A 23,915-nucleotide genomic window follows, 5' to 3' on the forward strand; every position below is an offset into this window, starting at 1 on the left:
ATTGCTGAGTAGAGAACGCGCGCGTCAAAGAAATAAAAAAGGGGCCCATCGCGGGCCCCTCGGTATCGTCAGACTCGCTGACGCATCAATACACTTCTGGATTGGGATCGGTCCGCTCCATCTCCAGCGAGGCCGCCAGCAAGCCCAGCCGCGCCACCACGCCATACACGTAGAAGCGGTTTGGCGCCGCCGTGCCCGGCTTGGCCTTCAGATCCGGCACCGCGTGCTGCTGGGCAAAGGCCAGCGGCACGAACTGCGAACCCGGCGCATTCAGGTTCTGGTCGACGCCACGCTCGGCATGCACGCGGTAGAAGCCGCCCACCACGTAACGGTCGATCATGTAGACCACCGGCTCGGCCACGGCGTCGTCGATATTCTCGAAGGTCGGCACGCCTTCCTGCACCACCAGGTCGGTCACCGCCACGCCGTCCTTGATGACCGACATCCGGGCGCGCTGCTTGAGGGTCAGGTCGCGCACTTCACTGGCATCCTTGATGGTGGTCACACCCATGCCATAGGTGCCGGCGTCGGGCTTCACGATCACGAAGGGCTTTTGCTCCTTCATGCCGTATTCCTTGTACTTCTTCTTGATTTTCGACAGCAGCGACGACACCGCATCGGCCAGCGCCTCGGTGCCCTGGTCGTGTTCCAGGTCGACGTCGCCCACCCTGGCGTGCAGCGGATTGACCATCCACGGATCGATGTCGATCAGCTTGCCGAACTTCTTGGCCACTTCATCAAGGGCCTTGAGGTGATTGCTCTTGCGGCGCAGCGCCCAGCCGGCGTGCAGCGGCGGCAGCAGCGACTGCTCGTGCACGTTTTCCAGCACCGACGGAATGCCAGCCGAGAGATCGTTGTTCAGCAGGATGGTGCAGGGGTCGAAGTCGGCCAGGCCCAGGCGGCGCCCGTTCGGCGAGCGCACCAGCGGCTCGACCACCAGCATGTTCCCGTCCGGCAGCGCCAGCGGGGTCGGCTGGGTGACGTCCGGCGACAGCGAACCCAGGCGCACGTGCAGGCCGGTCTGGCGGAAGATCTGCATCAGGCGCGCGACGTTCTGCAGGTACTGCGGATTGCGGGTGTGGGTTTCCGGCACCAGCAGCAGGTTGCGCGCGTCCGGGCAATACTTGTCGATCGCGGCCATGGCGGCCTGCACGGTAAGCGGCAGCATTTCCGTGGCCAGGTGGTGGAAGCCGCCCGGGAACAGATTGGTGTCGACCGGCGCCAGCTTGTAGCCGGCATTGCGCAGGTCTACCGAGCAGTAGAACGGCGGCGTGTGCTCCTGCCATTCCAGGCGGAACCAGCGTTCGATGGCCGGCGTGGCATCGAGAATTTTCTTTTCCAGATCGAGCAGCGGGCCGGTCAGGGCAGTGGCGAGGTGCGGAACCATGAATGGACGTCCTTAATTGGCTTCTTGGCAATGAGTCCCATTATCTTGGGGCAGTCTTGCCATTTTAAAGCCTTCCGCCTATCCGCTCCGCATACAAAAAAAGGCGCCCCGCAGGGCGCCCTCCTCTACCAGCCTGCCGCCATCACGAATGGTAGGCGCGCTCGCCGTGGCTGGTCAGGTCCAGGCCCTCGCGTTCCTGCTCTTCCGGCACGCGCAGGCCGATCACCATGTCCACCAGCTTGAAGGCGACAAAGGCAACGAAAGCCGACCAGACGATGGTGATGCCGATCGCCTCGGCCTGCACCAGCAGCTGGTGGCCGATTGAGTAGGCATCGGCGGACGGCTTGTTGGTCACGTAGTCCCAGACGCCCTGGCCGCCGAGTTGCGGCGCGGCGAACACGCCGGTCAGCAGCGCGCCGACGATGCCGCCGACACCGTGCACGCCGAACACGTCGAGCGAGTCATCCACGCGCAGCAGGCGCTTCAGGCCGTTCACGCCCCACAGGCAGACGATGCCGCCCACCAGGCCGATCACCAGCGCACCCATCGGGCCGACGAAGCCGCAGGCCGGGGTAATCGCCACCAGGCCCGACACCGCGCCGGAAGCGGCGCCCAGCATCGACGGCTTGCCCTTGGTCGCCCATTCGCCGAAGGTCCAGGCGACGGTAGCGGCGGCAGTCGCCAGCAGGGTGTTCACGAAGGCCAGGGCGGCAACGTCGCCCGCTTCCAGGGCCGAGCCGGCGTTGAAGCCGAACCAGCCCACCCACAGCAGCGAGGCGCCGATCATGGTCATGGTCATCGAGTGCGGGGCCATCGCTTCGCGGCCATAGCCGACGCGCTTGCCGATCACGTAGGCGCCGACCAGGCCGGCCACGGCCGCGTTAATGTGGACCACGGTGCCGCCTGCGAAGTCGAGCGCGCCCTGCTGCCACAGCCAGCCGGCATCGGCCGTCACGCTGGCCAGCGAAGCGGCGTCGGTGATCGCATCCGGACCGGCCCAGAACCAGACCATGTGCGCGATCGGCAGGTAGCCGAAGGTGAACCAGATCACGATGAATGCCAGCACCGCCGCAAAGCGTGCGCGCTCGGCAAAGGCGCCGACGATCAGGCCGCAGGTAATGGCGGCAAAGGTGCCCTGGAACGCAACGAAGATGAACTCGGGGATCATCGTTTCCTTGCTGAAGGTGGCGCCCATCGAGAACACGCCGGTGGCCGCGTCGTAGATGCCGTTCAGGAAGGCGCGGTCGAAGCCGCCGATGAAGGGGCTGCCGCCGGTAAAGGCCAGCGAGTAGCCGTACAGGCACCACAACACGATGATCAGCGAAAAGATCATGAAGATCTGCAGCAGCACCGACAGCATGTTCTTGGCGCGCACCAGGCCGCCATAGAACAGGGCCAGGCCCGGGATCGACATCATGATCACCAGGATGGTGGCGATGAACATCCAGGCCGTGTCGCCCTTGTTGATCGAGGGCGCGGCCATGGCCGGCAGGGCCAGGCCGAGGCCCAGGCCGGCAGCGAGGAGTTTGGACATGGTTGATTTCATTGGAATCCCCTTACAGTGCGTCGTTGCCGGTCTCGCCGGTACGGATACGGATGACCTGGTTGAGGTCGGACACGAAGATCTTGCCGTCGCCAATCTTGCCGGTGCGGGCGGCGCCCTGGATGGCGTCGATCACCTGGTCGACCAGCACGTCGTCGACGGCGGCCTCGATCTTGATTTTCGGGAGGAAGTCGACCACGTACTCGGCGCCGCGGTACAGCTCGGTATGGCCCTTCTGGCGGCCGAAGCCCTTCACTTCGGTGACCGTCATACCCTGCACGTTGATTTCGGAGAGCGCCTCGCGCACTTCGTCGAGCTTGAAGGGCTTGATGATGGCGGTAATCAGTTTCATGGTGTTGCCTCTTTCAGAAAGTTTTTGACAGTGACACGACGGCCCGCGAGCGCCCCTGGTTGCGCCCGCCCGGCACGAGATAAGCGTCGGTATTCGTCTTGACCCAGGCCACGGATGCGCTGGCAAAGCCGAAGTCCTTGGTCAGGCCGGCCTTGTAGTCGGTGTACGACAGGCTGCTGTTGTTCTTCACGCGCTGGCGTCCGACGTGCAGGTTGAGCACGAAGCCGTTGCTCACGTCCAGGTTGGCGCCCAGGTCCAGGTAGCCGCTCTGCTTGCTGTCCGCGGTGCCGAACAAGTTGGTGGTGGCGTGCGAATACTTCAGGTAGGCCGGGCCGAAGCCGAGCTGGCCGTACAGCTCGAAGGTATTCGCGTTCGGCTCCAGGTCGTTCGACGGATACCAGTAGTACAGGCCGCCGACGTCGTAGCTGACCCCGCCGCCGAGTTCGCCGCGCTTGCCGGCGTACAGATCGACTTCGACATCGCCGTCGCCGCCCAGGTCCTTCGTCCACTTGATGGTCGACAGCCAGGTGCCGGCGTAGAAACCGGTCGGCGTATGGGTATAGTCGGCGCCGCCCTGCAGGGCCGGCTGGAAGCGGGTTTGCGACAACCCGCGGTAGCGGTATTCGCTGGTGACGGTGGCGTTGTAGCTGAGCTGGTGCTCGGGCGCGGGCGTTTCGGTTGCGGACTGGGCCTGGGCCAGGCCACCGAGTCCTGCTGCCAGCGTGAACACCGCTGCGCTGATTGCCATCTTGCTTTTCATGACGATTCCCCTGTTATTGAACGATTGGTTCTGATGCGGTTTACAATCTGTCGTGTCACGGCTTAGCTTTCTCTTAGCAGATTGCGTGCCAGGCATTAACATGGCATCCGTGTGCTGCGTTTTCGGCACAGCTGCCACACTCGGGTTCAATAAACACAAACGCGCGCACTGCCGATGTGCAGGGCGCCAGAACGCACCAAAGCAGGCCGTTTTCTCGAATTTGCACCAGGCTGGTGCAGCGGCCGGAACACTAGGACTGATTGACATGAATAATTTCTTCAACGACTTGCAGGGCAAACTCAACCAGGCCATGGAAAACTCGCCTGCCAAGGACATCGAACGCAACGTCAAGGCGATGATGACTCAGGGCTTTTCCAAGCTCGACCTGGTCACCCGCGAGGAATTCGATATCCAGGCCCAGGTATTGGCCAAGACCCGCGCCAAGCTCGAAGCGCTCGAACTGCGCGTGGCCGAGCTGGAAGCCCGCCTGACGGAACAGGCGCCGAAAGTCTGATTGCTTCCGCATTCATGGAAGCTGACCGAGGGAGGCAACATGAATGCGAACGACAAGCTGCTCGGCACGACCTTACCGCCCCAGGAGGTATCAGTCGACGTGCTGCGCGAGAAATACGCGAAAGGCGAGGAATCCTCCATCGCCGAGGTACGCCAGCGCGTAGCCCATGCGCTGGCGGCACGCGAAGCGCCGGAGCAGCGCGCGGCCTGGGCCGAACGGTTCATGCAGGCCCAGGAAGCGGGTTTCATTCCTGGCGGACGCATCAACTCCGCCGCCGGCCTCGATCTGAAGGCCACCCTCATCAACTGCTTCGTGCAGCCGGTCGGCGATTCCGTGACCGGAACCGAAGACGGCCTGCCCGGCATCTACACTGCCCTGTCGGAAGCGGCCGAGACCATGCGCCGCGGCGGCGGCGTCGGCTACGACTTCAGCGCCATCCGCCCGCACGGCAGCCTGGTCCGCGGCACCCGCTCGCGCGCCTCCGGCCCGGTGTCGTACATGGAACTCTTCGACGCCTCCTGCAAAACGGTGGAATCGGCCGGCGCCCGGCGCGGCGCGCAGATGGGCGTGCTGCGCATCGACCATCCCGACATCGAACGTTTTATTGCCGCCAAGGACGCGGGCGGCCTGTCGAACTTCAATATCTCGGTCGGCGTCACCGACGCCTTCATGCGCGCACTCGAGGCCGACGCGACCTTCGAGCTGGTGCACCGCGCCGAACCCGGCGACGAAGCAGATGCACGCCAACGCGCCGACGGCCTCTGGGTGTACCGCGAACCGAAGGCGCGCGACCTGTGGGACAAGATCATGCTGTCGACCTATGACCACGCCGAGCCGGGCGTGCTCTTCATCGACCGCATGAACGAGGAAAACAACCTCTGGTACGCCGAGCAGCTGCGCGCCACCAACCCCTGCGGCGAACAGCCCCTGCCCGCCTACGGCTGCTGCGACCTCGGCTCGCTGAACCTCACCTGCTTCGTGACGCAGGCCTTCGAACCCGGTGCCGCCTTCGATTTCGACCGCCTGCGCGAGGTGGCAACAACCGCCGTGCGCATGCTCGACCTGGTGCTCGACGCCACCGAGTGGCCGCTGCCGCAACAGGCCGCCGAGGCGCGCGCCAAGCGCCGCATCGGCCTCGGCTTCCTGGGCCTGGGCAGCGCCCTCGTCATGCTGGGCCTGCGCTACGATGCACACGAGGGCCGCGCCATGGCCGCGCGCATCGCCACAGCCCTGCGCGACGCCGCCTACGCGGCATCGGTCGACCTGGCGCGCGAAAAAGGCGCCTTCCCTTTGTTCGATGCGGCGCGCTACCTGGAAGGCAATTTCGTCAGGCGCCTGCCCGAAGCGTTGCGCGAGGCGATCCGCAGCCACGGCATCCGCAACTCGCACCTGCTGTCGATCGCGCCCACCGGCACCATCTCGCTGGCCTTTGCCGACAACGCCTCGAACGGCATCGAGCCGCCCTACTCCTGGACCTACGAACGCAAGAAGCGCATGCCCGACAATACGATGCGCGCCTATGCGGTGCAGGACCATGCCTGGCGTTTGTACCGGCGCCGCCATCCGGAACCGGCGCCCCTGCCGCCGCAGTTCGTCACCGCGCTGGAGATGCGCGCCGACGACCATTTGCGCATGCTCGAAGCGGTGCAGCCTTTCGTCGACACCGCGATCTCGAAGACGGTGAACGTGCCGGCCGATTATCCGTACGACGATTTCCGCGACCTGTACCGCGAGGCCTGGCGCGCCGGGCTGAAAGGGCTGGCCACCTACCGGCCGAATACGGTCGTGGGCCAGGTGCTTGGGGCCGCGCCCCGGGAAGAAGCGCCAGCCCTGCCTGAGCAGGACCCGCTGCGCAAGCGTTTCGACAACCGGCCGCTGGGCGAACTCGATTCGGTGACCTCGAAGGTCGCGTATTCGACCCAGGAAGGCCGCAAGACCTTCTACCTGACGGTCAGCTTCATCCGCGTGGAAGGCGTCGTCGACGGCGAACAGGTCGTCATCGAACGCCCCTTCGAATTCTTCATGCCGGCCGGCCAGCGCACCGACGGCCAGCAATGGATCACTTCCTCGATGCGGCTGCTGTCGATGCTGGCGCGCGCCGGCGGCCCGATCGCCAAGGCCCTGGCCGACATGCGCGACGTGGTCTGGGAAAAGGGGCCGGTGCGCTGCGGCACGCTCACGCGCGAAGACGGCGTGCAGGTGCCGGTGTTCCACGACTCGGAAGCGGCGGCGGTCGGCTTCATGCTGCAGCGGATACTGATCAACCGCGGCTTCCTCGACGGCCAGGGCAATGGCGTGCCGGTAGCGCAGCTGGCGCGCCGGCTGGCGGCGCGGATGGAGGCGGGCGAGATGAATCCGGGCGCGCCGGATGGCGGCGATGCAGCGCTGCCGGCGCCGGCCGCGTCTTCCGCCGCCCGGTGCCCGGAATGCGGCGCCCGCGCCCTGCGCAAGCTCGACGGCTGCACCCGCTGCGAGAATTGCCAATACGTGGGGGAATGCGGTTGAGGAGTGTGCCCATCAGTCGTTCCAGCGAGCTGGTGCAGTGTTACCATAGTGCCATCCAGCAGCTTATGAACGAAGTGAATGGCGATCGAGCGAATTTCCTGCGCACCTGACGGCGGCATCAATGAAGACCTCGTGGCTGTCTTCGACACCGACGGCCTGATCGACCTCCTCGTGCTCGACGGCGCGACCTCGGTGGCCGACCGGCAGGTGGTCGACGAACGCCAGGGCGACGTCGCCTGGTTCGTGCAGGCCTTTGCCGCCGCGCTCGGCCCTGTCATCGACGCCACGCGCTCCCAGGCCGACAGCGTGCAGCTGGCGCTCGCCAGCGTCCGGCGCGCCTACTTTGACCAGACCGCCGGCCAGGATGTGCCGGTCCACGCCTGGCCGCTGGCCGCCCTCACCTGGATTCGCCTCCGTCCCGGCCCGAGCCAGCTTGCCCTGTCGCTGTACTGCCTGGGCGACTGCAAGGCCTTTGCCGTCGATGCCGACGGCGTGGTCATCGACCTCGATCCCTACATAAACCCGTTCGAGACCGTGGTGCAGGAAGCGGTGGCGGCGCTGGCGCGCGAAGGCGTCACCGATCCGCTCGAACGCCGCACGCGCCTGCTGCCGCTGCTGCGCACGCGGCGCGAAGCCCAGCATGGCGCCGCAGCCCCGACCGCCCTGTGCCTGCAGCCGCGCGGGCCCTTCCAGGCGCGCGCGTACACGCTGCACCTGCCCGCCGGCAGCGCCGTGCTGGCCATGACGGACGGCTTTTACCGTTTGGCCGACACCTACGGCCTGTACACCCAGGAAGAGCTGGTGCGCCGCTGCTGTTCGGGCGGCCTGGCCGGCCCGATGGCCGAACTGCGTGCCTGGGAGGCAGCGCGCGCGGCCGGCACGCTGGCCGTCAAGAACGCGGATGACGCGTCCGTCGTCATGTGGACGCCGGATCGCGTAGACTCGGACAACCCACCCATTCGTCCCGGCCCGGCAAGCGCCAGGACCACAGAGGAACCAGCTTGAAAACCTATACGACACGTCAAGCCTTGCTGTGGCTATGCCTGGCGCTGGGCGGCGCGCTTCCCGCGCAGGCGGCGGCGCAGGAAAACGGCCGCAACATCGCGCGCGAGGCGCGTATCGTGGTGGTGAACGTCGAGCGCCTGCTCAGCGAGTCGCCGCGTGCCCAGGCGCTCGCGGCCAGCATCGACGCCGAGTTCGCGCCGCGCCGCCAGCAGATCCAGGCCGAGGTAAAACGCCTGCGCGAGCTGTCCGACAAGCTGGGCCAGGATACGCCTAACCTGTCCGATCGCGAACACCTGGCGCGCTCGCGCGAAATAGGCGACCTCGAGCGCGCGGTGCGGCGCGACCAGGCCATCCTCCAGGAAGACCTGCTCGAGCGGAAAATGCAGGAACGCAGCCGGATGGCGGAACGCATCAACGCGATCATCGCCTCGCTGCGCACCCGGCAAGGCATCGACCTGGTGCTGACCCGCACCATCTGGCACCGGCCGGCGATCGACATCACGGACAAGGTTGCGCAAGAACTGGAGAAGTAAGCGAGCAGAATCAGGCGCGGCGTATTCCGCGCGCAACGGCACGGAACCGGGCGCGACAATTTCACCCGGGTGTTATTGCATTCGCTTTTTTATCCGGGTAATATCGGCGGCATGCGCACGCCGTGCGTCATCCATCGGAGAAGTCCATGCTGCCCTCACATTGCATCGCCTTTCTTGGCACCGAACTGCTTGCCAAGGGCCCCCTGGCCGAGGTCGTCAGCGCCGTCAAGCGCGCGCTCGACAGCGGTACCGAGCACTCCATCGCCATTCTCGACCTGGCCACCAGCCGCCCGGTCGAGATCAATTTCACCGGTACCGAAGAAGAAGTCCTGCAGCGCATCCCGCGCATGCAACCGCGCAGCGCCGGCCGCCCGAAGCTGGGCGTGGTGGCGCGCGAAGTGACCTTGCTGCCGCGCCATTGGGAATGGCTGTCCTCGCAGCCGAGCGGCGCCTCGGTGGCGCTGCGCAAACTCGTCGAGCATGCGTCGCGCGACGCACGCCAGGCCGATGCCATGCGCGAGGCGCGCGATTCCGCCTACCGTTTCATGCACGAACTGGCGGGCGACGAACCCGGCTTCGAGGAAGCCTCGCGCGCCCTGTTCGCGGGCGATGCAGCGCGGCTGGAGCAGGTGGTGGCAAGCTGGCCGGCGGGCGTGCGCACGCACTTGCTGGCGCTGGCCCAGCCGGCATTCGCGCCGCTGGCCGATGCTTCACAAGCCGATACACCGGCCGATGCGCCGGGCGCTGCGAGCTGAGCGTGGCATGGGCGGCACGGCGAGCGCCGCGCCGTCTTTGCACGGACCGTCGATAATCGTCGTACACTCACGCGCTTTACCAACACGAGGCTTTACCCAATGAACGATTTCGACAACGTCCCGCTGGAATTCTTCCAGGATTACCCGGAACCCGGCGTGAATTTCATCGATGTCGGCTGCATCTTCGACAACCCCGAGCATTGGCGCCTCGCCATCGACACCCTGCACGCGAAGACCGATCAACTTCATTTCGACTTCATCCTGGCCATGGACGCGCGCGGCTTCATGATCGCCGGCGCCCTCGCCCTCGAGCACCAGGTCGGCTTTGCCATGGCGCGCAAGGCGGGCAAGTTGCCCGGTCATTCGATCAGCATCGACTACAAGCGCGAATACGGCAGCGCCACCATCGAGCTCCAGCCGGAACGCATCAAGGGCCAGCGCGTGCTGATCGTCGACGACGTGCTCGCCACCGGCGGCACCATCGAAGCGGCGGCCTCCCTGCTGCGCCAGATCGGCAAGGAAGTCGTCGGTGCGGCGGCGCTGTTCGATATCGCCTTCTTCAGGGACAAGCGCACGCTGACCATGCCGGTGGTGTGCCTGCGCGACGTCTGACGCGTCCTCTAAGCACCTGGGATACCGCGCACGCTTGGGTGCGCTCAACAAGCACGTCCGGGAGCGGTGCCACCATCCTGCGAGTCTTCACTTCCCGGGAATCCCATGAGTCTCGCCGTCTTGCGAAGCCGCGCCTTGGCCGGCATGGAAGCGCTGCCTGTCAGTGTCGAAGTCCACTTGGCCAATGGGCTCCCGAGTTTCACGATCGTCGGCCTGCCAGACGCCGAAGTGCGCGAGGCCAAGGACAGGGTGCGCGCTGCCCTGCAAAACGTCGGCTTCGAGATACCCGCCCGGCGCATCACCATCAACCTCGCGCCCGCCGATTTGCCCAAGGAATCCGGGCGTTTCGATTTGCCGATCGCGCTCGGTATCCTGGCGGCGTCCGGTCAGATTCCGGCCAAGGAACTCGACAAGTACGAATTCGCCGGCGAACTGTCCCTCTCGGGCCGCCTGCGGCCGGTGCGCGGGGCGCTGGCCATGACCTTTGCCATCCAGCGCACTGGCCGCGGTGCAAGGCGCGGCTTCATCCTGCCGAAAGCGAACGCCGACGAAGCCGCGCTCGTGCTCGACGCCCGCGTCTACCCGGCCGACACCCTGCTAGAGGTGTGCGCCCACTTCTCCGCCGTGACAGAAGATGCGCGGCTGGAACGCTACAGCAATCCGGCGCCGGTGCAGGCGCCGAGCTATCCCGATTTTTCCGACGTCAAGGGGCAGCTCCACGTCAAGCGCGCACTCGAGATCGCCGCCGCCGGCAACCATTCGATCCTGCTGGCCGGGCCGCCCGGCGCGGGCAAGAGCATGCTGGCCGCGCGCTTTCCCGGCCTGCTGCCGCCCATGACCGACGAGGAGGCGCTGGAAGCGGCGGCCGTGCATTCGCTGACCGGACGTTTCTCGGCCCAGCAATGGCGCGCGCGGCCCTTCCGCAGCCCGCACCACACCAGCTCGGGCGTGGCCCTGGTCGGCGGCGGGAATCTGCCGCGGCCCGGGGAAATATCACTGGCGCATTGCGGCGTGCTCTTCCTCGATGAATTGCCCGAGTTCGACCGCAAAGTATTGGAGGTGTTGCGCGAGCCGCTGGAATCGGGGCGCATCACCATTTCGCGGGCGGCCAACCAGGCCGACTTTCCGGCCCGCTTCCAATTGATCGCGGCCATGAACCCCTGCCCTTGCGGCTGGTACGGCCACCCTTCCGGCAAATGCCATTGCACGAGCGAAGCGGCGCAGCGCTACCAAGACCGCATCTCCGGGCCCCTGCTCGACCGCATCGACATGCAGGTCGAGGTAACCGCCATGCTGCCCGACGCCATGGCCGCCCAGGCCGACGGCGAAAGCACGGCGGCCATCGGAACGCGCGTGGCGCGTGCACATGCGCTGCAGCTCGAACGCCAGGGCAAGGTCAACAGCCGCCTGAGCACGCGCGAGATCGACCGCTATTGCGCCCTCGACGGGGCCAGCGAGCGCACGCTGCGTGGCGCCATGTCGATGATGAACTGGTCGGCGCGGGCCTATCACCGGGTGCTGAAGGTCGCGCGCACGATCGCCGACATCACGGATTCGCCGACAATCACATCTGAGAACATGGCCGAAGCCATCGGTTACCGGCGCGGGCTACGCGATCGCTAGGCCAGCTGCGCTTGTAGCCTGCACGGCGGCGCCCTGCTACCATCAAGGCATGCGAAAAAACAAACTTGTCGTTGCATGCATTCTCGCAGCCACGCTGCTGGCCGGCTGCAATCCCACCTATAACTGGCGCGACTACAGCAGCCCGGATGCACCCTACCGCGTGATGTTCCCCGCCAAGCCGGCCAGCCACACGCGCAGCGTTGACCTGGACGGCGTCAAGGTCGAGATGACCATGACTGCCGCCGAGGTCGAAGGCGTGATGTTCGCGGTCGGCACCGGCGTGGCCGAGGATGCGGCGGGTGCGCAGGCGGCGGTCGACGCCATGAAAACAGCCATGCTGCGCAATATCGGGGCGACCGTGCAGCGCGAAAGCGCCAGTGCAGCCAGCAACGGCGATCCTGCGAGTGCACGCAAGAGCATCGACCTCGAGGCGACGGGTGCGGGGAATGGCGGACCGATGCAATTGACCGGCCACTTCGAATCGCGTGGCAAGCGTTTCTATCAGGTCATTGTGCTGGGCAAGGAAAAAGCCGTTCCGGCCGAGCAATCCGAGCAATTCATGAAGTCGTTCACGCTGCTATGAAGATGGATTCGCCTTCCCTGTTGGTGAGTGGCCTGCGCAAGCAGTTCGCCCGTCCCGCCGTCGACGGCCTGGATCTGTCGATCGCGCGCGGCGAGCTGTATGCGCTGCTGGGGCCGAACGGCGCCGGCAAGACCACTACCCTGCGCATGGTGGCCGGACTGCTGGCGCCGGATGCGGGGCGCATCGAGGTCAACGGCATCGACCTGGCGCTGGACCCGGCCGGCGCCAAGCGCAGCATGGCCTATTTGCCGGACGACCCGATGCTGTACGGGAAGCTCAAGCCCACCGAATACCTGGAGTTTGTCGCTGGGCTCTGGGGCGTGGATGCGGCCGCAGCGGAGCCGCGTGCGCGCCAGCTGCTCGACTGGCTGGACCTGAGCAAGCACGCGCATGAACTGACCGAAGGTTTTTCGCGCGGCATGAAGCAGAAGCTGGCCCTGGCCGGGGCGCTGATCCACGACCCGCAGCTGCTGATCCTGGATGAACCGCTGACCGGACTCGACGCCGGCGCCTCGCGCCAGGTCAAGGATTTGCTGCTGTCCCACGTCGCCAAGGGCGGCACGGTGATCCTGACCACCCACATCCTGGAGGTGGCCGAGCGCCTGGCCCAGCGCATCGGCATCATCCAGCATGGCCGCCTGATTGCCCAGGGCACGCTCGAACAATTGCGCACGGAGACAGCCGCAGACACGCTGGAAGACATGTTCCTGCAACTGACGGGGCAGGCGTGAGCGCCCGGCCCGGCAGCGCACTGTGGCTGCTGCGCCATGAGCTGCGCATGTTCTGGTACAACATGCTGTCGTCGAAGAACGGCAAGGAGCCGCGCGGCTTCCAGTGGAAGCTGGTGGCGGTCTGGCTGGTATTGTGGCTGTTCGTGCATGCCGGGGCCTGGTACGTGGTCGGCAAGGTAGCCGGCGGCGCTGACGAGCTGCCCCGGCAACTGGTGCTGGCGGCCAGCGTGCTGCTGGTGGCCACTTTCCTCTTCATGCTGTCGAGTGCGCTGAAGTCCAGCGTCGAGGTCCTGTTCGACCGCGGCGACATGGACTTGCTGCTGTCCTCGCCTCTGCCCTCGCGCAGTATTTTTACGGTACGCCTGGCAGGCGTCGTCATCGGGGTGGCCTCGATCTACCTGTTCTTCCTGGCGCCGCTGGCGCATGCAGGCGCGCTGCGCGGGCACCCGCGCTGGCTGGCCCTGTATCCGGTCGTGCTGGGCATGGCGGCAATCGCCTCCGCCGGCGCCATGCTGCTGACGCTGGCCCTGGTGCGCTGGCTGGGCGCGCGCCGCACCCGGGTGGTGGCGCAGGTGCTTGGCGCGCTGGCCGGCGCCTTATTGTTCATCCTGTCGCAATTGCCCAACCTGGCGGTGCAGACCGGCGCAAGCGAAGGCTTCCTGTTGCGCGCGGCCAGGAGCAGCGCAGGGATTCGCGCCGACAGTCCGGTCTGGCTGCCGGGGCGTGCACTGCTGGGCGATCCATTTGCCGCCACGGCTGTCGGCGCCGTGGCGCTGCTGGCGTTTGCGCTGACCGTGGCGCTGACGCACCGCAGCTTTACGCGCGGGCTGCAACTGGCCGCGAGCGTCGCGCCCGTCGCGCGGCGTCCTGCGGGCGAGCTGCGTTTCCGCTTCGGCCGCAGCCTGGCATCGACGCTGGTCCGCAAGGAATGGCGCCTCATCCTGCGCGATCCGCAACTGATCTCGCAGGTACTGTTGCAGCTGCTCTACCTGATTCCCATCCTGTTCCTGACCTTCAGGAAGGATGGCGCGCAGAACCTGGCGGTCGGCGCCGGCCTGACGATGCTGTGCGGCTCGCTGAGTTCGTCGCTGGCTTTGGTGGTGCTGCTGGCCGAGGATGCACCCGACCTGCTGTCCGCTTCGCCGGCCGACATGCGCACGATCCGCCGCGCCAAGGTGGCCGCCGCCATCGGTCCGGTGCTGGCCCTGGTTTGCCTGCCCGTGCTGTGGCTGACCTGGCGCGCACCGCTGAGCGGCCTGCTGGCCGCGTTCACGATCTGCGGCGTCACGCTCGGTTCCACGCTGATCGTCATGTGGGTGGGCAGGCCCGGTTCGCGCAGCGCATTCGCCCGCCGCGCCCAGGGCAACGGCCTCAGCATCCTGTTCGAGATGAGCCACCTGTTCGGCTGGGGCGGGCTGGCGTTTCTCCTGCCGTACACGGCCAGCCAATCGGAACCAGGCCTGCTGACGGCGGTCGGCATGGGCATTGCAGGCGCCGTCGCGTTTGGCGTACCCTTCCTGGCATGGATCTTCCGGCACCGTACCCGTTAAGGGCGTGCGCAGGAGGCCCATTTCGGGCAGACGTGTTATCGTTTAGTTACGAAGCCAAACAATAAGAGAATGCATATGTTAATCACTTTTAAAAGCAAAGCTTATCCTGACGTGATGATGTATCAGGAGCACGCCAAGCGCATCCTGGACCTCCTGAACAAGGAGCCGGACATTGGCGTCATCACCTCCGAGGAAGCCACCCGTGCCGTCCAACTGCTCGAGCACGAGATCGAAGAAAGCCGCAAGCACCCTTCCACCGACGAAGTCGAGCAGGACATCAAGGCCCACCGTGTGGACGAAGACGATCCCGAGCACGAGCAAGCCGAAGTGGTCAGTTTCTCGACCCGGGCTTATCCAATGCTGGAGATGCTGCGCGCGGCACGCGACCAGCAGTGCGATATTCTCTGGGGTGTGTGAATTGGCGGGCTGAGTTCCCGGACTGAGCCGGCAGCAGTGCCGCTCGGTACAGTCGATGTGATGTCGATAAAAGGAAGCGCTTGCGCTTCCTTTTTTGCTTTACGGGGCCAGCGTCAAGCCAGGCTGTTGTAGGGTGGACCGGGCCGCGCTAGGCACCTGTGTCCACGCTGTCTCACCGGCTGAACATCGGCGTTGAATGAAAACAGTCCTGCAATCAAAACAGACGCCCAAAGCAAAAAACCCCACCAGGATCACCTGGTGGGGTTTTTCATATAACTAGCCTGACGATAACCTACTTTCACACTGGTTGCAGCACTATCATCGGCGCAAAGTCGTTTCACGGTCCTGTTCGGGATGGGAAGGGGTGGGACCGACTTGCTATGGTCATCAGGCATGACTTGTACGAGCTTCGTTCGTGGTGAACGCGGCTCAGAATCTGGAGGAAGTAAAGTTCGGTAGTAACTGTCGTATCAACAAACAGCACTGTATTCTCGATTTAACTATACCTGCTAAGGTTATAGGGACAAGCCGTACGGGCAATTAGTACTGGTTAGCTTAATGCATTACTGCACTTCCACACCCAGCCTATCAACGTCCTGGTCTCGAACGACCCTTCAAGGAGCTCAAGGCTCCGGGAAATCTCATCTCAAGGCAAGTTTCCCGCTTAGATGCTTTCAGCGGTTATCTCTTCCGAACTTAGCTACCCGGCAATGCCACTGGCGTGACAACCGGTACACCAGAGGTTCGTCCACTCCGGTCCTCTCGTACTAGGAGCAGCCCCCTTCAAATTTCCAACGCCCACGGCAGATAGGGACCAAACTGTCTCACGACGTTTTAAACCCAGCTCACGTACCACTTTAAATGGCGAACAGCCATACCCTTGGGACCGGCTACAGCCCCAGGATGTGATGAGCCGACATCGAGGTGCCAAACTCCCCCGTCGATATGAACTCTTGGGAGGAATCAGCCTGTTATCCCCAGAGTACCTTTTATCCGTTGAGCGATGGCCCTTCCATACAGAACCACCGGATCACTATGTCCTACTTTCGTACCTGCTCGACTTGTCGGTCTCGCAGTTAAGCACGCTTATGCCATTGCACTATTAGCACGATGTCCGACCGTACCTAGCGTACCTTCGAACTCCTCCGTTACACTTTAGGAGGAGACCGCCCCAGTCAAACTGCCTACCATGCACTGTCCCCGATCCGGATAACGGACCAAGGTTAGAACCTCAAACAAACCAGGGTGGTATTTCAAGGATGGCTCCACGAGAACTGGCGTCCCCGCTTCAAAGCCTCCCACCTATCCTACACAGATTGGTTCAAAGTCCAATGCAAAGCTACAGTAAAGGTTCATGGGGTCTTTCCGTCTAGCCGCGGGTAGATTGCATCATCACAAACATTTCAACTTCGCTGAGTCTCGGGAGGAGACAGTGTGGCCATCGTTACGCCATTCGTGCAGGTCGGAACTTACCCGACAAGGAATTTCGCTACCTTAGGACCGTTATAGTTACGGCCGCCGTTTACTGGGACTTCAATCAAGAGCTTGCACCCCATCATTTAATCTTCCAGCACCGGGCAGGCGTCACACCCTATACGTCCACTTTCGTGTTTGCAGAGTGCTGTGTTTTTATTAAACAGTCGCAGCCACCAGTTTATTGCAACCCTTTCACCCTTCCACAGTAAAGTGGTCAAGCTACCGGGGCGTACCTTTTCCCGAAGTTACGGTACCAATTTGCCGAGTTCCTTCTCCCGAGTTCTCTCAAGCGCCTTAGAATACTCATCTCGCCCACCTGTGTCGGTTTGCGGTACGGTCTCGTATGACTGAAGCTTAGAGGCTTTTCTTGGAACCACTTCCGATTGCTTCGTGGCGCATGGCCACACGTCCCAGTCCCTTGAATTGCGCACCCGGATTTGCCTAAGTGCCTTCTATGAACCAGAAACCAGCTATTCCAACAGCTGGACAACCTTCCGCGATCCGTCCCCCCATCGCATCATACGACGGTGCAGGAATATTAACCTGCTTCCCATCAGCTACGCATCTCTGCCTCGCCTTAGGGGCCGACTCACCCTGCTCCGATGAACGTTGAACAGGAAACCTTGGGCTTACGGCGTGCGGGCTTTTCACCCGCATTATCGCTACTCATGTCAGCATTCGCACTTCTGATACCTCCAGCATCCTTTACAAGACACCTTCGCAGGCTTACAGAACGCTCTCCTACCATATCGATCTCGATGCAAGCATCAAGAAAAATATCCGCAGCTTCGGTGACTGGCTTAGCCCCGTTACATCTTCCGCGCAGGACGACTCGATCAGTGAGCTATTACGCTTTCTTTAAATGGTGGCTGCTTCTAAGCCAACATCCTGACTGTTTTAGCCTTCCCACTTCGTTTTCCACTTAGCCAATCTTTGGGACCTTAGCTGGCGGTCTGGGTTGTTTCCCTCTTGACGCCGGACGTTAGCACCCGACGTCTGTCTCCCAAGCTCGCACTCATCGGTATTCGGAGTTTGCAATGGTTTGGTAAGTCGCAATGACCCCCTAGCCATAACAGTGCTCTACCCCCGATGGTGATACTTGAGGCACTACCTAAATAGTTTTCGGAGAGAACCAGCTATTTCCAAGTTTGTTTAGCCTTTCACCCCTACCCACAGCTCATCCCCTAATTTTTCAACATTAGTGGGTTCGGACCTCCAGGGCGTGTTACCGCACCTTCATCCTGGCCATGGGTAGATCACTTGGTTTCGGGTCTACACCCAGCGACTGTCGCCCTGTTCGGACTCGATTTCTCTACGGCTCCCCTATCCGGTTAACCTCGCCACTGAATGTAAGTCGCTGACCCATTATACAAAAGGTACGCCGTCACGGAACAAGTCCGCTCCGACTGTTTGTATGCACACGGTTTCAGGATCTATTTCACTCCCCTCCCGGGGTTCTTTTCGCCTTTCCCTCACGGTACTGGTTCACTATCGGTCGATTACGAGTATTTAGCCTTGGAGGATGGTCCCCCCATGTTCAGACAGGATTTCTCGTGTCCCGCCCTACTTGTCGTACGCTTAGTACCACCGGTCTGATTTCGTGTACGGGGCTATCACCCGCTATGGCGCCTGTTTCCAAAGGCTTCCACTATCAGTCCGACTATCACGTACAGGCTCTTCCCATTTCGCTCGCCACTACTTTGGGAATCTCGGTTGATTTCTTTTCCTGCAGCTACTTAGATGTTTCAGTTCGCCGCGTTCGCTTTGCATACCTATGTATTCAGTATGCAATGACCTAAAAGGCCGGGTTTCCCCATTCGGAAATCTGCGGATCAAAGTGTGTTTGCTCACTCCCCGCAGCTTATCGCAAGCTACTACGTCCTTCATCGCCTGTAATCGCCAAGGCATCCACCATGTGCACTTATTCGCTTGTCCCTATAACGTTAGCCCCTGCTGACAACAGGGAGCGTTATAGAAATCAAGAGTACAGCGTGTTGCATGTTTGTTGATACTTGATTACTACCCTAAGTGTGCTCGCTCATCATTTCTGACTCACTCACACGCTTAAAAAAACTTTACTTCTTCCAGATTGTTAAAGAACAGAACAACAGTGATCTCGAAAAGATCAAACCTAAACCGCACAGGCTTACGTTTGAACTTTAATGGTGGAGGATGACGGGATCGAACCGACGACCCCCTGCTTGCAAAGCAGGTGCTCTCCCAGCTGAGCTAATCCCCCATTGGGTATGACTGGTAGGGCTGGTTGGGCTCGAACCAACGACCCCCGCGTTATCAACACGGTGCTCTAACCAGCTGAGCTACAGCCCCGAAACTGTGTTCTTCTTGTTCAACAGTCGATAAGTGTGAGCGTTTGGTGACTGGTCTCGAAGACCGGTGCTACTCTAGAAAGGAGGTGATCCAGCCGCACCTTCCGATACGGCTACCTTGTTACGACTTCACCCCAGTCACGAATCCTACCGTGGTAAGCGCCCTCCTTGCGGTTAAGCTACCTACTTCTGGTAAAACCCGCTCCCATGGTGTGACGGGCGGTGTGTACAAGACCCGGGAACGTATTCACCGCGACATGCTGATCCGCGATTACTAGCGATTCCAACTTCACGCAGTCGAGTTGCAGACTGCGATCCGGACTACGATACACTTTCTGGGATTAGCTCCCCCTCGCGGGTTGGCGGCCCTCTGTATGTACCATTGTATGACGTGTGAAGCCCTACCCATAAGGGCCATGAGGACTTGACGTCATCCCCACCTTCCTCCGGTTTGTCACCGGCAGTCTCATTAGAGTGCTCTTGCGTAGCAACTAATGACAAGGGTTGCGCTCGTTGCGGGACTTAACCCAACATCTCACGACACGAGCTGACGACAGCCATGCAGCACCTGTGTTCAGGTTCCCTTTCGGGCACATCCAGATCTCTCCAGACTTCCTGACATGTCAAGGGTAGGTAAGGTTTTTCGCGTTGCATCGAATTAATCCACATCATCCACCGCTTGTGCGGGTCCCCGTCAATTCCTTTGAGTTTTAATCTTGCGACCGTACTCCCCAGGCGGTCTACTTCACGCGTTAGCTGCGTTACCAAGTTAATTAAAACCCGACAACTAGTAGACATCGTTTAGGGCGTGGACTACCAGGGTATCTAATCCTGTTTGCTCCCCACGCTTTCGTGCATGAGCGTCAATCTTGACCCAGGGGGCTGCCTTCGCCATCGGTGTTCCTCCACATCTCTACGCATTTCACTGCTACACGTGGAATTCTACCCCCCTCTGCCAGATTCAAGCCTTGCAGTCTCCAACGCAATTCCCAGGTTGAGCCCGGGGCTTTCACGTCAGACTTACAAAACCGCCTGCGCACGCTTTACGCCCAGTAATTCCGATTAACGCTTGCACCCTACGTATTACCGCGGCTGCTGGCACGTAGTTAGCCGGTGCTTATTCTTCAGGTACCGTCATTAGCAAAGGATATTAGCCCCTACCGTTTCTTCCCTGACAAAAGAGCTTTACAACCCGAAGGCCTTCTTCACTCACGCGGCATTGCTGGATCAGGCTTGCGCCCATTGTCCAAAATTCCCCACTGCTGCCTCCCGTAGGAGTCTGGACCGTGTCTCAGTTCCAGTGTGGCTGGTCGTCCTCTCAGACCAGCTACTGATCGTCGCCTTGGTGAGCCTTTACCTCACCAACTAGCTAATCAGATATCGGCCGCTCCAGGAGCATGAGGTCTTGCGATCCCCCACTTTCATCCTTAGATCGTATGCGGTATTAGCGTAACTTTCGCTACGTTATCCCCCACTCTTGGGTACGTTCCGATATATTACTCACCCGTTCGCCACTCGCCGCCAGGTTGCCCCGCGCTGCCGTTCGACTTGCATGTGTAAAGCATGCCGCCAGCGTTCAATCTGAGCCAGGATCAAACTCTTCAGTTCAATCTCTGTTTTCGCCATTTCTGGCAACTTCTTTCGAAGTGTCGCTCACTCAAAATACTGACCGTCATCCCATTGCTGAGATAACGTATTTCTTTTGTGCGAACATTTGATAATTTAAGTAATCAGCTAAACAAGTCAGCTGGCACCTTCATCAAACGCCCACACTTATCGACTGTTAATTGTTAAAGAACTTATTCGGTACTACTTGCTGCGTTCCGACAAATCGTTTTGTTTGTCAGCAGCAGAGAAGTGAGATTATGCAGCGTTTCGTTTGCGTCGTCAACTTCTTTTTTCTCTTCCCTTTCGCATCTGCCGGTTTGCACTGGCGTTGCGTTGGGGAACGAGACTATAGCAAACCGCTATTCAGGCTGCAAGCGTCTTTTCGCATCCATACCAATCGATCTTTCATTGCTGGCGATAAATCCGGCGCCCTTTTGATACGAATAACGGAACTGTCCAGATCTTTTCGCGGTCGTACGCAGGTCGACCACAGCCATGCCAGTGCCCCTCGCATCTCAGAACTGGGCGGCACTTGCCTAACCGGCGGTTCCGTTAATCGGGGGGATCTCGTCGGAGGCAAGTGCATGCCCAGTCCGTGCAAACGCGAGGCCACCGGCTTGCGCCGGCGCCCCTCCCCTCCCGCAAGGGTTCGTTCCCTCAGCCCGGCCTGATCTTCAACACGTCAGGCCCTGCCTCGAGCACCTCGATCACCCGCGCGTCGCCGAGACGAAAGCGGTTCATTCCCAGCGCCGTCATACCAGCGGCAGTCCGTACTTGCCGATCGTCCGCCCCCGGCATGCCGCTCACCACCTGGCCGGCATCGCGAAAGTCCAGGGTTTCCCGTCCTTGCCGGCTGGGCGGAAACGGAAAGGTATCGTAAGGGCGATAGACCTGCACCTCGCCCTCGTCCTCTTCGAAAGAGTGGGCCCAGGTTCCGCCGATCCCGCCCGTTTGCATGCCGCCCATCATGCGCCCGCCCCCAGCATTGGCGTTCCGGCGGGCTGCAGCGTCATTGGCATGTCGACTTTCTCTGCGCGCGTCTCTTCATCGCGGAATGCGGTAATGACGCCGCCCATAAACTCGTATCCGGTCAGCGACGGCCCCCAGGCCGAGCCGTTCCACCATTTGTGGTACAAGGCGCTGTCGGTGCCGGTGACGAAGACGTCGAGACGGTTCGGTCCCCAGGCGGCCACGCGCGGCTGGGAGGTGCAGGTGCCGCCCAGCCTTTCGTAGCCCGTGACCGACGGTCCCCAGGCCGAGCCGTTCCACCACTTGTGGTATAGCGCGCTGTCGGTGCCGATGACGAAGATGTCGAGACGGTTCGGCCCCCAGGCGACGACCTCGGGCCTGTCGACGCACACGCCGCCGAGACGCTCGAAGCCCTTGACCGAGGGTCCCCAGGCGGAGCCATTCCACCACTTGTGGTACAGCGCGCCGTCAGTGCCGGTCACGAAGATATCGAGGCGGTTCGGTCCCCAGGAGACGACTTTCGGCGGCGAGGTACAAACGCCGCCCAGGTTTTCATAGCCGGTGATCGACGGACCCCAGGCGCTGCCGTTCCACCACTTGTGATACAGCGCGCGGTCGGTGCCGACCACGAAGATGTCGAGACGGTCCGGTCCCCAGGCGGCGATCTCGGGCTGGCCGGCGCAGACGCCACCCAGGTTTTCGTAGCTCGTCAGCGACGGTCCCCAGGCCGAGCCGTTCCACCATTTATGGAACAATGCCCGGTTCGAGCCGAGCACGAAGACGTCGAGCCGGTTCGGACCCCAGCTGACGATGCGCGGATCATCGACGCACACCCCTCCCATGAATTCATAGCCGGTCGTCGACGGCCCCCACGCGGAACCGTTCCACCACTTGTGGTAGAGCGCGCTGTCGGTGCCGGTCACGAACACGTCGAGCCGGTTCGGCCCCCAAGCCACGGCCTGCGGCACGCTGGTGCAGGCGCCGCCCAGCTTTTCGTAGCCGGTAGCTGACGGCCCCCAGCCGCTGCCGCTCCACCACTTGTGGTACATGGCGCGGTCGGTACCGACCACGAATGCGTCGAGTCGGTTCGGTCCCCAGGCGACAACGGTCGACGAACTGGGGCGGATGGCGCCGGCGCTGCTGCCGATCGCACTGCGCACGCCGTCGAGACAGGCCTGCATGCGCGCGACCTGGCCGGCGGAGAACATCACCATCGCGCGATCGTCGACGTAGTCCATGTAGTTCATGAACATGTCGCCGTTCGGCCCATTGCTGCAGGATACCCGCGGGAAGCTCGGGACGCCGACGTTCGCCCCGCCCTGGTTCGGCGTGTCGGCCACGTTGTCGGTGCCGCTGCAGCCGGTGCCGTCGTCGCCCCAGATGTGGTTCAGGTTGAGCCAGTGGCCGATTTCATGCGTGGTCGTGCGCCCCAGGTTGAAGGGCGCGGCGGCCGTGCCGGTCGTGCCGAACGCGGAGTGCAGGATGACGACGCCATCGGTGCTGTCCGGGCCGCCGGGAAACTGCGCATAACCGAGCAGGCCGCCGCCCAACTGGCAAACCCATATATTCAGGTAATTGGCCGCCGGCCAGGCATCCAGGCCGCCGCTGGCCGTCGATTTAACGGCGTCGTTGTCGTTGAAGGAAGCGACCGAGGTCTGGCGCCGTTCGATGCCGGAAGTAGGCGCTCCCGCAGGATTGGCAGTCGCCAGGAAGAACTCGATGCGGGCATCGGTGGCCAGCGGCAGGAAGGGAGCGGGCGTGGTGCCAACGTCCGGGTTGGTGCGGCGGAAGTCACGGTTCAGCACCTCGATCTGGCTGGCGATCTGGGCGTCGGAGATATTTTGCGCCGGCGTGTTCCAGACCACGTGCACGACCACTGGAACGCGGGTGATGCCGGTACGCCCGATGCTGGCCCCGCCGCTCTCCAGGCGCACCGTTTCGATTTCGATGTCGTCGCGGCGGCGCGCGTATTCCGGATTGCTCGACAGCAGGCGCCGGTGCACGTCCATGGTGCCACACTTGCGTACCTTCGGCCCGCCGCTGTCGCCTCCCCCGCCGCCCGACCCGCCGCCGGAGCCGCCGTCACCTCCCCCGCCGGCGCGTTCAAGACCGGCGCTGCCGTTGCCCATGCTGCCGCTGGGCATCTCGTATTCGCTGCCACGGCCGCCCTGCTTTGCTTCCATCGCGCCGGACGGCATGTCTCCCGTGGGGTCGCGCCTGGCGAGGCCGGGCATGCCGCGTTCCTCGGGCGCCAGGTCAAGCTTGCCGTCGTTCGGCATCATGTTGCCGATGGCGCCATCCGCGTCGGACGCGCTGGAGGCGAGCCCGGCATCGCCCGCTCCGTTACCGTCGGGCATGGATGTTGCAGTCTTGGATGTCTTCGCTTTCATGTTCTTCCCCTCGTCGCCTGTGATGCAATTGCGCCCTGTATCAGGGGCATGCCTGTCCAATCGATAGCAAACTGGAAGCACGGTCTTACGTGGTAAGACAATCGACAGGAGCGAAGTTCCGGCGCTGGACAGATAAAAAATCCGCACGCAGCAAACACAGCATTTTGCCGGCGCGAGTGTCGGCTTCTGCCAACAAGCCCGACTGTGTGCGTGGCCTAACAGAACGTGTCGACCCGGCCGGGATAATGGGTCTTCCTGCAGGCAGACGAGAAAGC

General features: G+C 62.5%; 17 protein-coding genes, 2 tRNA genes and 3 rRNA genes. 11 read left to right on the forward strand and 11 right to left on the reverse strand.

The window, feature by feature from the left end; all coding sequences use genetic code 11:
* Positions 1-85: 85 nt before the first annotated feature.
* The 4 genes from gshA to ACWYRN_RS04825 all read right to left on the reverse strand — a co-directional run bounded on the left by gshA (position 86) and on the right by ACWYRN_RS04825 (position 4,042).
* A complete protein-coding gene (gene gshA, locus ACWYRN_RS04810) occupies positions 86-1,387 on the reverse strand; it encodes a glutamate--cysteine ligase (protein WP_488691386.1) in 1,302 nt (433 codons plus the stop codon).
* A gap of 142 nt (positions 1,388-1,529) precedes the next feature.
* Complete coding sequence (gene amt / locus ACWYRN_RS04815; RefSeq protein WP_229438219.1) at positions 1,530-2,921, reverse strand: ammonium transporter; 1,392 nt, start codon at positions 2,919-2,921, stop codon at positions 1,530-1,532.
* Positions 2,922-2,943: 22 nt separating this feature from the next.
* Entirely contained in the window at positions 2,944-3,282 is a 339-nt protein-coding gene (gene glnK / locus ACWYRN_RS04820) for a P-II family nitrogen regulator (protein ID WP_229438220.1), read from the reverse strand.
* A gap of 13 nt (positions 3,283-3,295) precedes the next feature.
* On the reverse strand, positions 3,296-4,042 hold the full coding sequence (locus tag ACWYRN_RS04825; RefSeq protein ID WP_488691387.1) for a TorF family putative porin: 747 nt from the start codon (positions 4,040-4,042) through the stop codon (positions 3,296-3,298).
* Positions 4,043-4,301: 259 nt separating this feature from the next.
* On the opposite strand from ACWYRN_RS04825, the gene ACWYRN_RS04830 reads away from it, so the two are divergent.
* From ACWYRN_RS04830 to ACWYRN_RS04880, 11 genes are all read left to right on the forward strand, one after another.
* Positions 4,302-4,556 (forward strand): accessory factor UbiK family protein, encoded by a 255-nt coding sequence (locus tag ACWYRN_RS04830; protein ID WP_488692776.1) that lies wholly within the window; start codon positions 4,302-4,304, stop codon positions 4,554-4,556.
* Positions 4,557-4,595: 39 nt separating this feature from the next.
* Positions 4,596-7,061 (forward strand): adenosylcobalamin-dependent ribonucleoside-diphosphate reductase, encoded by a 2,466-nt coding sequence (locus tag ACWYRN_RS04835; protein ID WP_488691388.1) that lies wholly within the window; start codon positions 4,596-4,598, stop codon positions 7,059-7,061.
* Between the two features lie 78 nt (positions 7,062-7,139).
* A complete protein-coding gene (locus tag ACWYRN_RS04840) occupies positions 7,140-8,066 on the forward strand; it encodes a hypothetical protein (RefSeq protein ID WP_488691389.1) in 927 nt (308 codons plus the stop codon).
* Positions 8,063-8,599, forward strand: coding sequence for an OmpH/Skp family outer membrane protein (locus ACWYRN_RS04845; RefSeq protein WP_488691391.1), 537 nt, complete (start codon positions 8,063-8,065; stop codon positions 8,597-8,599). The genes ACWYRN_RS04840 and ACWYRN_RS04845 overlap by 4 nt, the downstream gene beginning before the upstream one ends.
* Positions 8,600-8,745: 146 nt before the next feature.
* Entirely contained in the window at positions 8,746-9,354 is a 609-nt protein-coding gene (locus ACWYRN_RS04850; RefSeq protein ID WP_488691393.1) for a DUF2239 family protein, read from the forward strand.
* Between the two features lie 99 nt (positions 9,355-9,453).
* Complete coding sequence (locus ACWYRN_RS04855; protein WP_488691394.1) at positions 9,454-9,966, forward strand: adenine phosphoribosyltransferase; 513 nt, start codon at positions 9,454-9,456, stop codon at positions 9,964-9,966.
* A 105-nt stretch (positions 9,967-10,071) separates the two neighbouring features.
* The gene (locus tag ACWYRN_RS04860) at positions 10,072-11,589 is read left to right on the forward strand and encodes a YifB family Mg chelatase-like AAA ATPase (protein ID WP_488691395.1); all 1,518 of its coding nucleotides are present in this window, start codon (positions 10,072-10,074) and stop codon (positions 11,587-11,589) included.
* A gap of 49 nt (positions 11,590-11,638) precedes the next feature.
* Complete coding sequence (locus tag ACWYRN_RS04865; RefSeq protein WP_488691396.1) at positions 11,639-12,172, forward strand: hypothetical protein; 534 nt, start codon at positions 11,639-11,641, stop codon at positions 12,170-12,172.
* A gap of 2 nt (positions 12,173-12,174) precedes the next feature.
* On the forward strand, positions 12,175-12,903 hold the full coding sequence (locus ACWYRN_RS04870) for an ABC transporter ATP-binding protein (protein WP_488691398.1): 729 nt from the start codon (positions 12,175-12,177) through the stop codon (positions 12,901-12,903).
* Positions 12,900-14,453 carry a putative ABC transporter permease subunit gene (locus tag ACWYRN_RS04875; RefSeq protein WP_488691399.1) on the forward strand — a complete coding sequence of 518 codons (1,554 nt, stop codon included), beginning with the start codon at positions 12,900-12,902 and terminating at the stop codon, positions 14,451-14,453. The genes ACWYRN_RS04870 and ACWYRN_RS04875 overlap by 4 nt, the downstream gene beginning before the upstream one ends.
* A 75-nt stretch (positions 14,454-14,528) precedes the next feature.
* A complete protein-coding gene (locus tag ACWYRN_RS04880; RefSeq protein WP_229438232.1) occupies positions 14,529-14,870 on the forward strand; it encodes a DUF1840 domain-containing protein in 342 nt (113 codons plus the stop codon).
* Between the two features lie 279 nt (positions 14,871-15,149).
* On the opposite strand, the gene rrf is transcribed toward ACWYRN_RS04880, so the two are convergent.
* The 7 genes from rrf to ACWYRN_RS04915 all read right to left on the reverse strand — a co-directional run bounded on the left by rrf (position 15,150) and on the right by ACWYRN_RS04915 (position 23,607).
* Positions 15,150-15,262, reverse strand: a 5S ribosomal RNA gene (gene rrf, locus ACWYRN_RS04885).
* 127 nt (positions 15,263-15,389) lie between these two features.
* A 23S ribosomal RNA gene (locus ACWYRN_RS04890) occupies positions 15,390-18,281 on the reverse strand.
* Positions 18,282-18,509: 228 nt separating this feature from the next.
* Positions 18,510-18,585: transfer RNA gene (locus tag ACWYRN_RS04895), tRNA-Ala, on the reverse strand.
* A 12-nt stretch (positions 18,586-18,597) separates the two neighbouring features.
* Positions 18,598-18,674: transfer RNA gene (locus ACWYRN_RS04900), tRNA-Ile, on the reverse strand.
* A gap of 78 nt (positions 18,675-18,752) precedes the next feature.
* Positions 18,753-20,281 (reverse strand): 16S ribosomal RNA (locus ACWYRN_RS04905).
* The 16S, 23S and 5S rRNA genes sit together here with 2 tRNA genes alongside, the layout of an rRNA operon.
* A gap of 657 nt (positions 20,282-20,938) precedes the next feature.
* The gene (locus tag ACWYRN_RS04910; RefSeq protein ID WP_488691401.1) at positions 20,939-21,250 is read right to left on the reverse strand and encodes a hypothetical protein; all 312 of its coding nucleotides are present in this window, start codon (positions 21,248-21,250) and stop codon (positions 20,939-20,941) included.
* Complete coding sequence (locus ACWYRN_RS04915; protein ID WP_488691402.1) at positions 21,247-23,607, reverse strand: DUF8189 domain-containing protein; 2,361 nt, start codon at positions 23,605-23,607, stop codon at positions 21,247-21,249. The genes ACWYRN_RS04910 and ACWYRN_RS04915 overlap by 4 nt, the downstream gene beginning before the upstream one ends.
* Positions 23,608-23,915 lie beyond the last annotated feature (308 nt).

It is taken from the genome of Massilia sp. BAP21, assembly GCF_057801335.1.